We start from the raw sequence: 12,402 nt of genomic DNA, 5'->3' as shown, positions 1-12,402 counted from the left end.
CAGGGGAGACGTGGTCAGTTACGCCAGCAGCAGCGCATTCACACGTTTAATGAACAGGTTAGGATCTTCCAGCGTGCCGCGCTCGGCCAGCAGGGACTGATCCAGCAGCAGTTCAACCCACTCGGCAAAGCGAGCTTCATCCTGGGTATCCGCCGCGCGTTTCACCAGCGGATGATCCGGATTAAGCTCAAAGATATATTTCACTTCCGGCACCGCCTGGCCCGCCGCGGCGAACAGCTTCGCCATCTGGGTGCTCATTTCGTCAGCATCAGTGGTGACAATCGCCGGGGTGTCGGTCAGACGGTGCGTGAAGCGCACCTCTTTCACGCGGTCGCCCAGCAGGGTTTTCACGCGCTCAACGAACGGCTCCAGCGCCTTCTCGGCCTCTTTCGCGCTTTCGTCCACTTCATCCGCCAGCTTGTCGATGGACTCGTCGGCTTTGGCAACGGACTGGAACGCCTTACCGTCGAACTCGGTCAGGTAGTTCATCATCCACTCGTCGATGCGGTCAGAAAGCAGCAGCACTTCGATGCCTTTCTTACGCAGCAGCTCCAGGTGCGGGCTGCTCTTCGCCGCCGCGTAGCTGTCGGCGGTGATGTAGTAGATCTTCTCCTGCCCCTCTTTCATGCGGGAGACGTAGTCTTCCAGCGACACGGTCTGCGCGGAGGAGTCGGTGTGCGTGGAGGCGAAGCGCAGCAGTTTGGCGATCGTTTCGACGTTCGCAGTGTCTTCCGCCGGGCCTTCTTTCAGCACCAGGCCGAACTGTTTCCAGAAGGTCTGGTATTTTTCAGCATCGTCTTTCGCCAGTTTTTCCAGCATCTGCAGCGCGCGTTTGGTCAGCGCGTTACGCAGGTTGCGGGTGACGGTGCTGTCCTGCAGAATTTCGCGGGAGACGTTCAGCGGCAGATCGTTGGAATCGATCAGGCCGCGGACGAAGCGCAGGTAGTTCGGCATGAACTGCTCGGCGTCGTCCATGATGAACACGCGCTGCACGTACAGCTTCAGGCCGTGCTTGTGATCGCGGTTCCACATGTCCCACGGCGCCTGCGCCGGGATATACAGCAGGCTGGTGTACTCCTGCTTACCTTCCACACGGTTGTGGCTCCAGGTCAGCGGGTCGGTAAAGTCGTGGGCGATGTGCTTGTAGAACTCGTTGTACTCGTCGTCTTTAATTTCAGACTTGTTGCGCGTCCACAGCGCCTGCGCCTTGTTGATCTTTTCCCAGGAAACCACGGTTTCACCGTCTTTCTCTTCCTGTTTTTCAATCTCTACCGGCAGGGCGATGTGGTCGGAATACTTGCTGATGATGGAGCGCACGCGCCAGTCGTTCAGGAAATCGTCTTCGCCTTCGCGCAGGTGCAGGGTGATTTCGGTCCCGCGATCCGCTTTGGTGATGTCATCAACGGTGTATTCGCCTTCGCCTTTGGACTCCCACAGCACGCCGTTCTCGGCACTGTCGCCCGCTGCACGGGTACGGACGGTAACTTTGTCCGCCACGATGAACGCCGAGTAGAAGCCCACGCCGAACTGGCCGATCAGCTGGCTGTCTTTCGCCTGGTCAGAGCCCATGGACTCGAGGAACGCTTTGGTGCCGGATTTGGCGATGGTCCCGAGGTGGTCGATCACCTCGTCGCGGTTCATCCCGATACCGTTATCGGCGATGGTCAGGGTGCGGTTCTCTTTATTGAAAGAGACGCGCACGCGCAGCTCGCCGTCGCCTTCGTACAGATCCGGGTTGGACAGCGCGCGGAAGCGCAGCTTGTCCGCCGCATCGGAGGCGTTGGAAATCAGCTCACGCAGGAAAATTTCTTTGTTGGAATACAGGGAATGGATCATCAGGTGCAGAAGCTGTTTTACTTCTGACTGGAAACCACGGGTTTCTTGTCCTTTCATCTAAGTCGACCTCAACAATGCCAATTAATGGGGTTGTAAAACGTTGAGGGAGAGATGGGGATAAGGGGGGAAATTTTCAAGCGGAGGCCGCGCGCGCAGCCTCCGTTTGGTCAGAAAATAATCTTGTGGCGTCCGGCCAGCGAGTGCGACAGCGTGGTGCCATCGACCATCTCCAGCTCGCCGCCCACCGGCACGCCGTGGGCGATGCGGCTGGCGTCAACGCCGTACTCCGCGCACAGCTCGGCGATGTAGTTGGCGGTTGCCTCCCCTTCCACCGTGGGGTTGGTGGCGAGGATCACCTCTTTGATCGTTTCGGACTCCAGGCGCTGTTCAAGGCGGTCGAGACCGATATCGTCCGGGCCAATGCCGTCCAGCGGGGAGAGATGCCCCATCAGCACGAAGTAGCGGCCGGAAAACTGCCCGGTTTGTTCGATGGCGTAGATGTCCGCCGGACTCTCCACCACGCAAATCTGACCATTTTCCTGGCGACGCGGGTTCGTACAGATGTTACATACGTCCTGCTCGGTAAAGGTGCGGCAATCCGCACAGTGACCAATTTCTGACATGGCGCGGGTCAAAGCCTGCGCCAGGCGCATCCCGCCGCTGCGGTCGCGCTGCAATAGCGTAAACGCCATGCGCTGCGCTGACTTCGGGCCAACGCCCGGCAGGCAGCGCAGCGCTTCCATTAACTGCGTGAGCAGCGGACTGGTTTGCATCAGAACGGCATCTTAAAGCCCGGCGGCAGCTGCATACCGCTGGAAACAGAGGCCATTTTCTCTTTCTGGGTTTCGTCGATACGGCGAGCGGCATCGTTAAACGCGGCTGCAACCAGATCTTCCAGCATCTCTTTGTCGTCTTCGAGCAGGCTCGGGTCGATTTCCACGCGACGGCAGTTGTGCGCACCGTTGATGGTCACCTTGACCAGACCGGCACCGGATTCACCCGTGACTTCCAGCTGAGCGATCTCTTCCTGCATCTTCTGCATTTTTTCCTGCATCTGCTGAGCCTGCTTCATCAGGCCACCCAGACCGCCTTTTCCACCAAACATAGGCTTCTCTCTTCTTTCACGTTAAGGATTACAACCGTAAGTCAGACTCACGATCAAATGGGGCGAATACTCTCTTCATCCAGATCGGCGTCGAAGAACCGGCGCAGGGTCTGAATGTTGTTATCCGCAATTATCGCCTCGCGCGCCTGCGCGAGCTTCTCTTCATAAATGGCCTGGCGCCACTCGAGCGGCGTTTTCACTGCCGGATTATCATCTTCAATGATAGTCAATTCAACCGGTGAACCCTGTAAAGCAGCAAGCGCCTCGGCCAGCGCCTTTTGCGCGCCAGGGGAATTGAGGTGCCGCTGGCCCGGACGCAGGTGCAGACGCACCTGATTGCCGTCCTGCTCTTTCCAGGCGTTCAGCGCGACCTGCTCCACCAGCTTCGGCAGCTGGAGTTTGCTGACCTCAGCGGCCCAGGCGTCGCGCGCAATAGATTCTTCGGCAAGCTTCGCGGAAAGCTCCGGCGTCTTCTCATGCTCCAGCGCCTTTTTCAGCGCTTTTGGCGTGGCGACCTCTTCCTTCACCGTTTCGGTGATGGTGGTTGCCTTCCAGCGGTAAGCCTCTTCTTTCACCGGGGCTTTCTGCTCGAGCGCGGACGGTGCCGGACGCGACTGTACGCGCTCCGTTACCGAGGCCAGTCGTTCAAGCGCGGCGTTGTTCACCGGCCGCGCTCTTCCTGGCGCTGCCGGTTCACTCTTTTTTGGTTTGGTTACTCCCTGCGCACGCTGCAGCTGGCTGCGTGCGGCAAGCACCGAACTGGTGGCATCCGACAGCGGCACGTTTTGCTGTGGCGGCGGTGTCGGCTGCGGCGGCACCTGCTGCGGCGACATCACCGCCGTAGGGGCTACCGGGGCGAAAGACTGCCGCGGCACTTCCGGCTCCGGCAACGGCATGCGCGGGTGGAACGCCAGCGCGCGCAGCAGCGTCATTTCAACGCCCATACGCGGATCCGGTGCGTACGGCAGCTCTTTGCGGCCAATCAGCAGGGTCTGGTAATACAGCTGCACGTCGGCAGGCGGCACGGTGCGGGCAAGTTCACGCATCCGCTGTTCAATGGCGGCCATGTCCGCACCGATGGCCGACGGAGACAGCTGCAGCATCGCCACGCGGTGCAGCAGGCTGAGCATCTCGACCAGCAGCGCTTCCCATTCAATGCCCCTACCCGCGGCGGCGTTGACCAGCGACATCACGCGCTCGCCGTTGGCGGCAATCATCGCTTCGATGAGCGACAGCGCCTGATCGTCATCCAGCGTGCCGAGCATGGTGCTGACCGCCTCGGTGGAGAGCTTGCCGTCACCGCTGGCGATCGCCTGGTCGGTCAGGCTCAGCGCATCACGCAGGCTGCCGTCCGCCGCGCGGGCCAGTAGCTGCAGGGCGCGCGGCTCGTGAACGATCTTCTCTTCATCAAGGATGTGCTCAAGCTGAGCGCGGATCTGCTCAACGTCCAGCGCCTTCAGGTGGAACTGCAGGCAGCGCGACAGGATGGTGACCGGCAGCTTTTGCGGATCGGTGGTCGCCAGCAGGAATTTAACGTGCGCGGGCGGCTCCTCCAGCGTTTTCAGCAGGGCGTTAAAGCTGTGGCGCGACAGCATGTGCACTTCATCGATCAGGTAGACCTTGAAGCGTCCGCGCGCCGGGGCGTACTGCACGTTATCGAGCAGATCGCGGGTGTCTTCCACTTTGGTACGCGAGGCGGCGTCGATCTCGATCAGATCGACAAAACGCCCCTGCTCGATCTCCCGGCAGTTATCGCACACGCCGCACGGGGTGGCGGTGATCCCGGTTTCGCAGTTGAGACCTTTCGCCAGCAGACGGGCAATAGAGGTCTTACCGACGCCGCGGGTGCCGGAAAAAAGATAGGCATGATGGATGCGACCTAGCGACAAGCCGTTCGCCAGGGCCGTCAGCACATGTTCCTGACCGACAACGTCAGCAAAGGTTTGTGGTCGCCATTTACGGGCTAACACCTGATAACTCATGGGCAGGCTCTGCAACGCTGGAAGGTGAATTTATGGAGGGGAATGCTATCACAACCTCACCCATTGAGCGAGGTTGTGAAAACCGGGATTAATGACCCGGGAAAGGCACCAGGCTGTAGCTGGTAATGCCCTGTTTTTCCAGGCGCTGTTCACCGCCGAGATCGAACAGGTTGATGATGAAGGCCGCGTCGGTCACTTCCCCACCCAGACGACGGATCAGCTTCACGGTCGCTTCAATGGTGCCGCCGGTTGCCAGCAGATCGTCCACCACCAGCACTTTGTCGCCAGGCTTGATGGCATCAACGTGGATTTCCAGCTGATCGGTGCCGTACTCCAGCTCGTAGCTCTCCGCGATGGTTTCACGCGGCAGCTTGCGCGGCTTACGCACCGGCACAAAACCCACGCCCATCGCCAGCGCAACCGGTGCGCCGAACAGGAAGCCACGGGCTTCGGTACCTACTACTTTGGTGATCCCGGCGTTTTTATAACGCTCCACCAGCAGTTCAATGCTGAGCGCGTACGCTTTCGGGTCTTCCAGCAAGCTGGTGACATCACGGAAAAGAATGCCAGGCTTTGGATAGTCCTGGATGCTTTTGATGCTGTTTTTCAGATATTCAAGCTGCTGTGCAGTTGCGGTCATCGGTTTGTGCCTAAATGAAACAGTGTTACTCACGGCGCGCAACGAGTCGGTAAAGGTAACAATTGTTTAACCTTTAACCAGGCGCGCCTGTGCTCGAAAACGGTCGAATTTACTGGCTGTACGCAATAATTGCAACCGTCATGATAAGGCTTCAGTGCTTTTGTTGCTTTTCATCAACCACGGGGATCCGCCACATGAAGATAAGCAGGCAGGAGAGGATGAAAAGCAGCAGGATCCGTACCCACATCATTTTCACCAGCCATAATGAAATCGCGAAGGTGATGAGGATCACCGCAATCGCGCGCGGCTTGGCCCCGGGCGGCATGGCCCGATATTTTTGCCAGTGGCGCAGGTAGCCGCCGAACCACGAGCGGTAGAGCAGCCAGTGGTGAAAGCGCGGCGACGATCGGGCGAAGCACCAGGCCGCCAGCAGGATGAACGGGGTGGTCGGCAGCAAGGGCAAAACCACGCCCAGCGTGCCCAGCACTACCGCGAGCCAGCCAATGATGATTAAAATAGTACGCTGCATAATGCGAATCGTTATCAAACTGAACGGCTACTTTACCACTGGAGAGCGCCTTGAAAACAGCCTTGCTTCTTGAGACGCTGCAAAATCATCTGACAACACTGCGGACGCAGGCCACGCCGCTAATGGGCCACGCCACGGTGAAGCCGCGCTTTGATCGTCAGCTGTTCCGCACCCGCAGCACCGTCATTCAGGATTATCTTGCAGAGGCGCAGACCAATCTCGACGAATTGCGCCACGCGGTTGAAAGCAGGCAGCAGGAGCAGGTAGCGTGGCTTGCGGAGCATCTCACCGAGCAGATCACCGCCCTGCACCGCGAAATCGCCGCCTGGCCGCTGCGCGCCTGGGACAGCGCTTCTCCGGGGCCTGGAAAATGGCAGCGCAAGCGGCTGGAGAACCAGGAGTTCGAGCGCCGTCTGTTTGAGATGAAGCGCGAGCGCGAGACGCGCCTGAACAACAGTGAAACGCTGGAAGAGCAGCAGCTATTGATGCGCGAGATTAGCGCCCTGGAAGGCCGCATCGTCCGCTGCCGTCAGGCGCTGGATGAGATTGAGCGCGTGATTGAACGCCTGACCCGTTAACAGGAGCCACATCTATGTCACTGGAAAATGCACCCGATGAGGTCAAGCTGGCCGTCGATTTGATTATGCTGCTGGAGAATCATGAGATCCCGGCGGAGACGGTGCTGAAGGCACTGGAGATTGTGCGGCGGGATTTTGAGGAAAAGGTGAAGGCCGGTTGCCCTCACCCTAACCCTCTCCCTTGAGGGAGAGGGGACCGTTAGGTGCGGTTTGAAAGCTCTGCACTGATTCGCTTTTTACCCTCTCCCCTCTGGGGAGAGGGCAGGGTGAGGGGCAGGGTTTTCCTCACCCTTAATCTCGCGCTTCACTTCCGTGTGCTCGTCACCTTTCTCATTATGCAGGTGAACCTCAAGCTGGTTGAAGGCGATATTAATGTTGTTTTCGCGGCACAGGCGGTCGATCGCGCGGTTGAGTTCATCAACGGTGTAGCTGCGATCGCGCAGTTCACGCACGTATAAACGCAGCTCGTGATCCAGCGTGCTTGGCCCGAAGGTGGTGAAGAACACGTCTGGCGCAGGATCGTGCATGACTTTTGGATGCGATTTAGCAGCTTTAAGCAATACCTCTTTCACTTTATCCAGATCGGAACCGTAGGCCACGCCGAGGCGAATCACCACGCGCGTGGTGGTATCCGAGAGCGACCAGTTGATCAGACGCTCGGTCACGAACGCTTTGTTCGGGATGATCACCTCTTTACGATCGAAATCGGTGATGGTGGTGGCACGTATTCGGATCTTACTGACCGTACCGGAGAACGTACCGATAGTGACGGTATCGCCGATACGCACCGGACGTTCGAACAGAATGATCAGGCCGGAGACAAAGTTACCGAAGATCTCCTGCAGGCCAAAACCAAGACCGACCGAGAGGGCCGCCGCCAGCCACTGCAGTTTATCCCACGATACGCCCAGCGAGCCGAATACCGTCATCGCCCCGACGATAATGATGACGTAATTCAGGATAGTGGTGATGGCGTATGACGCCCCCTGGCGCAGGTTCAGCCTTGAGAGCACCAGCACCTCCAGCAGACCCGGCAGGTTGCGAATCAGCGCCCAGGCCACCACCGACGACACCAGCGCAAACAGCAGGCTGCCCATGGTGACGCTTTTCATCACCGCCGCGCCGGCTTCGGTACCGTTGTACTGCCAGAGGGTAATACTGTCGAGATAGGCGAAGACGGTAATTAAATCAGACCAGATCGCCCAGAACATGACCGCAAACAGGGCGATCATCACCAGCATGGTGATACGCAGCGTCTGCTGGTTAACCTGCTCCAGCGCGATGGTCGGCTCTTCCTGCGGCTCCGCGCCTTCGGCGCCCTCTTTTACCTGATGCTGGCGACGCGCAATGGCACGGCGGTAAGCGATGCGGCGGGCCGCGACGCTTAAGCCGCGCAGCACGGTCTGATAGAGCAGGTTCCAGACGATCACCAGATAGACCGTCTCGATCCAGCGCCCGGACAGGCGCAGCGTGGTGTAGAAGTAGCCCGTTGCCGTAAGCACCATCAGCGCCAGCGGAATGATCGCCAGCACCGTCACGGTGGCCAGACGAAGATTGTGGGACTCTTTATCGCGCCAGCTGTCGCGGCACATCGGCCACATCAGGATAGCAATCAGCAGCAGGTTGAGCAGAATGACCAACTGACCCAGCACATCATCCATCAGATGCAGCGGGGAAAGCTCAGACACCACCGACCAGAAGTGCAGCGGCAGGAGCGCCAGGCTGACGCGCACAATTTGACGACGCCAGTGGCTGGTCAGCTGAGCAGGCATGTTGAAGTGACGCACCGCCACGCCGTCTTTTTCCAGCACCTTCCAGCACACGCCGAATACCAGCCAGAACAGCGCCAGTTTTTTACTGAACGCCCACAGCAGATCGCTGACGTTAAGCTGCATCGTGAGCAGGATCAGGCCCACGGCCAGAATAATCAGGCACACCGGCAGCGCGCGAATGAGATCGATCAGAATCGCTTTTGGCGTATGGAGCTGGCTGTCGTTACGCAGTTGCCCCACTTCCGACGCCAGCTTCGCCTGGTACTGTTTCAGCCATTTCAAACGCCAGCGGATCAGACCGGCAATCAGCAGCAGCGGTAAACCGGCCAGGAAAGCAATCATTACCGCAGGCCAGGCTTTCTCCCAGTTTACGGTGATTTTCATGCTCTTAATCTGCGTTTTCAGCGTCTCCGGGAAGGATTTAATCCAGTCCCAGTCCATCGGCTTGTTGCTGTTCACCCAGAAAATCTGCTGCGTCAAAATCTCCTGCAGGCTTTTTGATACGCTGACCAGCTGCTGCTGGTTGATCTGCAGGTTAATCGCCATCATCAGCTGGTTGCCCAGCTGTTTATTCAACTGGTCCAGCAGTTCACGGCGCATATCCACCACCTGGAGCAGCGCGTCATGCACCTCAGGGTTCACGTCGCTGGAATGGCCCTCTTCAATTTTGGCAACAAAGGCATCGCTCTGGAAAAGGGCATCGCGCTGCTGGTTGACGTCAAACTGTTCCAGACGTAAATCCGCAATGCGGTTGGTCATGTCCTCCAGCTCGTCGGCGGACGGCAGCGTCTGCTGCTGCTGGTAGAGAATACGCGACAGCAGGAGGCTGCCCTTCAGAACCGCGATCTGCTCTTTGATGTTGCGTTCCGCCTGCAGCGCGCGATCCAGCCAGTTTTTCACTTTAATATTTTGTTGAACCAGCGAGTTGCCGTTTTCCGTCGCCAGTATCAGGCGCTGGCTGAGCTGATGGTTAGCCTCAAGCTCCTGTTTCACCAGCGGGTTGGCCTGAATACGGGCGGTTTCGTCCGGCGAGACGGCTTCCTGGGCGGTTTTTTCCGTCAGGGTCAGGCGTTTGCTGTTTACCGCCTCCTGCAACAGCTGAAGCTGGTGTTCCAGGCGATTAATATTCGCCGTCACGTAATCACGCTGTTTCTGGAGCGTGTCCTGCAGCACCGTGTTCCCTTCCAGGCTTTTACGCTGCTGTTCAATTTGCGCATTGAGCAACGACTGCTGAACCAGCAGCAGGGTTTGCTGCGTCGGGCGCAGCGTGCCTTCCCCTACCGTCGTGCCGTTCAGGCGGTTGCGGATCTGCTGCAGCTGCTGAGACGCGGTGTACATCGCATTTTGCACGCGCTCGGGCTGGGTTTGCAGGGAGACAAGCTGGCTGTTGTAGGTCGCGAGGTCGGACTGTGCGGTTTGCAGATCGTCGAGCAACTGGGCGACGCGCGATTCCAGCTGACGTAAGGAGAGCGTGGCGAGCGTCTTGCGCGTTTCGTCGTCGTTGTCGACGTCGCTCAGCGCGCTCAGCGCTTCCGTGGCCTTACGCATGTTCTCAGGCGCCTGCGCTACCTTCTGACGAAGCTGGGTAGTTTCAGCTTTAACGCGCTCAATTTTATCAATGTTTTCCAGCGTTTCAGTCAGATCCTGCTGGGTGAGCTTCTCTACAGGAGAGAGCTCTTTTTGTTTGTTCAGGGTGTCGAGCTGCGACTGAATTTCACTGCGCGAAGGGATATCAGTGCTGTTGTCTGCACGAGCCCAGGTCAGCGGTGCGGTGAAGAAGAAAAACAGCATAGCAAGGAGCAATGCAAATACAGGATGTTGCGAGCGATTGATGGGCAGCATAGTTGTGAATGATGTCAGCAGATGACCGAAAATAGTCCGGCGTGAAGAATATCACGCTCGCCGGAAGCAGAATAGCGAGAACGTTATCCTCTGAGATAAATCCTGGGAAGGGCTCAGGCCGTGAGCGAAGGCGCGTCGCTGCGCAGCGTCGGGCAGAGCTGTAGCATTTCCAGTAAAATCGCCACGTAGCTGCGGGCTTCCCCTTTGAGGTCAAAGGACTGCGGCGCAAACAGCCAGTTTTCCATTAGCCCTGAAATGTAGCTGCGCATCAGGATAGCCGCCCGGCGGGTCAACAGATTGGCGGGTAACAGTTTTGCCTGCATACACAGGTTCAGGTTCTGTTCAATCCGGTCATAGCTCTCCAGGCTGAGGCTGCGCTGCGCCTGTTGCACCACCGCCATTTCACCCACGAACTCGCATTTATGAAAAATAATTTCCATCATTAATCTGCGACGCTCTTCAACTACCGTTGCTTCAAGGATATATACTAATATTTCTCTCAATACTGAGAGTGGATCGTCAGGGAATTTTGCCCGATACTCACTCTCAAGATCGCTAATGCTGGACTCTGAAAGCTCCCAGATTTCACTGAACAGATCTGACTTGTCTTTAAAATGCCAGTAAATCGCTCCCCGCGTCACACCGGCGGCCTGAGCAATTTGCGCCAGCGAGGTTGAAGAAACACCCTGCTGAGAGAACAAACGTATCGCCACATCAAGAATGTGTTGTCGGGTTTCCAGCGCTTGTTGTTTAGTTTTTCGTGCCATAGGTGAGTGAATTTACAGGAGTTAGATTTACATACATTTGTGAATGTATGTACCATAGCATGACGATAATATAAACGCAGCAATGGGTTTTAGACTCAGGACCCTTGATCAATTTGAAATCGGACACTCGAGGTTTATATATGAACAAAAACAGAGGGTTAACGCCTCTGGCGGTCGTTCTGATGCTCTCAGGCAGCTTAGCGCTTACAGGATGTGACGACAAACCGGCTCAACAAGGAGCTCAGCAGGCGCCAGAAGTCGGCGTTGTGACACTCAAATCTGAACCTCTGCAGATCACCACCGAATTACCAGGCCGTACTAGCGCTTACCGCATTGCGGAAGTTCGTCCTCAGGTTAGCGGCATTATCCTGAAACGTAACTTTACCGAAGGCGGCGACGTGCAGGCCGGTGAGTCTCTGTATCAGATTGATCCCGCGACCTATCAGGCTTCTTATGAAAGCGCGAAAGGTGACCTGGCTAAAGCACAAGCCGCGGCAAAAATTGCCCAGCTGACGCTGAACCGCTATCAGAAACTGCTCGGCACGAAGTACATCAGCCAACAGGATTACGATACCGCTCTGGCAGATGCCCAGCAGGCTAACGCGGCCGTGGTCGCAGCCAAAGCGGCTGTCGAAACTGCACGTATTAACCTGGCCTACACCAAAGTGACCTCCCCTATCAGCGGTCGTATTGGTAAATCTTCCGTGACGGAAGGGGCGCTGGTGCAGAACGGGCAGACCACTGCGCTGGCCACCGTGCAGCAGCTTGATCCGATCTACGTTGACGTGACGCAGTCCAGCAACGATTTCCTGCGCCTGAAACAGGAGCTGGCTAACGGCACCCTGAAACAGGAAAACGGCAAAGCCAAAGTGGAGCTGGTTACCAACGACGGTATCAAGTTCCCGCAGGAAGGTACTCTGGAATTCTCTGATGTGACGGTCGACCAGACCACCGGTTCCATCACCTTACGTGCGATTTTCCCGAACCCTGACAAAAATCTTCTGCCAGGTATGTTCGTTCGCGCGCGTCTGGAAGAAGGAACGAATCCAACCGCACTTCTGGTTCCACAGCAGGGTGTGACCCGCACGCCGCGCGGCGATGCGAGCGCACTGGTTGTCGGGGCAGATAACAAAGTCGAAACGCGCAATATCACCGCCACGCAGGCGATTGGCGATAAATGGCTGGTGACGGAAGGTCTGAAAGATGGCGATCGCGTGATTGTTACTGGTTTGCAAAAAGTACGTCCTGGCGCGCAGGTAAAAGCACAGGAAGTGACATCTGACGATAAACAACAAGCGTCGGCCGCTGGCCAGTCAGAACAAACCAAGTCTTAACTTAAACAGGAGCCGTT

At 57.4% G+C, this 12,402-nt stretch carries 11 protein-coding genes and 1 other annotated feature; of the genes, 3 read left to right on the top strand and 8 right to left on the bottom strand.

The genetic code is table 11. The features are described from left to right. Positions 1 to 18 precede the first annotated feature (18 nt). The 6 genes from htpG to OSH03_RS16715 form a co-directional block, all read right to left on the bottom strand. Positions 19 to 1,893: a molecular chaperone HtpG gene (htpG, locus tag OSH03_RS16740; protein ID WP_266179614.1), complete on the bottom strand. Its 1,875-nt coding sequence runs from the start codon at positions 1,891 to 1,893 to the stop codon at positions 19 to 21. 110 nt (positions 1,894 to 2,003) lie between these two features. Further along, positions 2,004 to 2,609 carry a recombination mediator RecR gene (gene recR / locus OSH03_RS16735; RefSeq protein WP_221716603.1) on the bottom strand — a complete coding sequence of 202 codons (606 nt, stop codon included), beginning with the start codon at positions 2,607 to 2,609 and terminating at the stop codon, positions 2,004 to 2,006. After that, on the bottom strand, positions 2,609 to 2,941 hold the full coding sequence (locus tag OSH03_RS16730) for a YbaB/EbfC family nucleoid-associated protein (RefSeq protein ID WP_003858972.1): 333 nt from the start codon (positions 2,939 to 2,941) through the stop codon (positions 2,609 to 2,611). The genes recR and OSH03_RS16730 overlap by 1 nt, the downstream gene beginning before the upstream one ends. 53 nt (positions 2,942 to 2,994) lie before the next feature. Continuing rightward, positions 2,995 to 4,923: a DNA polymerase III subunit gamma/tau gene (gene dnaX / locus OSH03_RS16725; RefSeq protein ID WP_218728669.1), complete on the bottom strand. Its 1,929-nt coding sequence runs from the start codon at positions 4,921 to 4,923 to the stop codon at positions 2,995 to 2,997. After that, positions 3,601 to 3,665, bottom strand: a sequence feature (DnaX frameshifting element). It overlaps the preceding gene by 65 nt. 88 nt (positions 4,924 to 5,011) lie before the next feature. After that, positions 5,012 to 5,563, bottom strand: a complete 552-nt coding sequence (apt, locus tag OSH03_RS16720; RefSeq protein WP_000127359.1) for an adenine phosphoribosyltransferase — start codon at positions 5,561 to 5,563, stop codon at positions 5,012 to 5,014. A gap of 151 nt (positions 5,564 to 5,714) precedes the next feature. Continuing rightward, complete coding sequence (locus OSH03_RS16715) at positions 5,715 to 6,092, bottom strand: DUF454 family protein (protein WP_061099011.1); 378 nt, start codon at positions 6,090 to 6,092, stop codon at positions 5,715 to 5,717. A 50-nt stretch (positions 6,093 to 6,142) separates the two neighbouring features. Between OSH03_RS16715 and priC the strand changes: the two genes are divergently transcribed. After that, positions 6,143 to 6,670, top strand: coding sequence for a primosomal replication protein N'' (gene priC / locus OSH03_RS16710; protein WP_266179613.1), 528 nt, complete (start codon positions 6,143 to 6,145; stop codon positions 6,668 to 6,670). 14 nt (positions 6,671 to 6,684) lie between these two features. Beyond that, positions 6,685 to 6,855 (top strand): pleiotropic regulatory protein RsmS, encoded by a 171-nt coding sequence (rsmS, locus tag OSH03_RS16705; RefSeq protein ID WP_266179612.1) that lies wholly within the window; start codon positions 6,685 to 6,687, stop codon positions 6,853 to 6,855. A 51-nt stretch (positions 6,856 to 6,906) separates the two neighbouring features. On the opposite strand, the gene mscK is transcribed toward rsmS, so the two are convergent. Further along, the gene (mscK, locus tag OSH03_RS16700; protein ID WP_253540949.1) at positions 6,907 to 10,284 is read right to left on the bottom strand and encodes a mechanosensitive channel MscK; all 3,378 of its coding nucleotides are present in this window, start codon (positions 10,282 to 10,284) and stop codon (positions 6,907 to 6,909) included. A 113-nt stretch (positions 10,285 to 10,397) separates the two neighbouring features. Then, positions 10,398 to 11,051 (bottom strand): multidrug efflux transporter transcriptional repressor AcrR, encoded by a 654-nt coding sequence (acrR, locus tag OSH03_RS16695; RefSeq protein WP_151413935.1) that lies wholly within the window; start codon positions 11,049 to 11,051, stop codon positions 10,398 to 10,400. Between the two features lie 140 nt (positions 11,052 to 11,191). On the opposite strand from acrR, the gene acrA reads away from it, so the two are divergent. Then, positions 11,192 to 12,385 (top strand): multidrug efflux RND transporter periplasmic adaptor subunit AcrA, encoded by a 1,194-nt coding sequence (gene acrA, locus OSH03_RS16690; protein WP_061099016.1) that lies wholly within the window; start codon positions 11,192 to 11,194, stop codon positions 12,383 to 12,385. Positions 12,386 to 12,402: the final 17 nt, after the last annotated feature.

Origin of the sequence: Enterobacter nematophilus, assembly GCF_026344075.1 — a bacterium.
In the GTDB taxonomy this organism is placed as follows: domain Bacteria; phylum Pseudomonadota; class Gammaproteobacteria; order Enterobacterales; family Enterobacteriaceae; genus Enterobacter; species Enterobacter nematophilus.
This window is presented reverse-complemented; position numbering and strand designations above follow the sequence as displayed.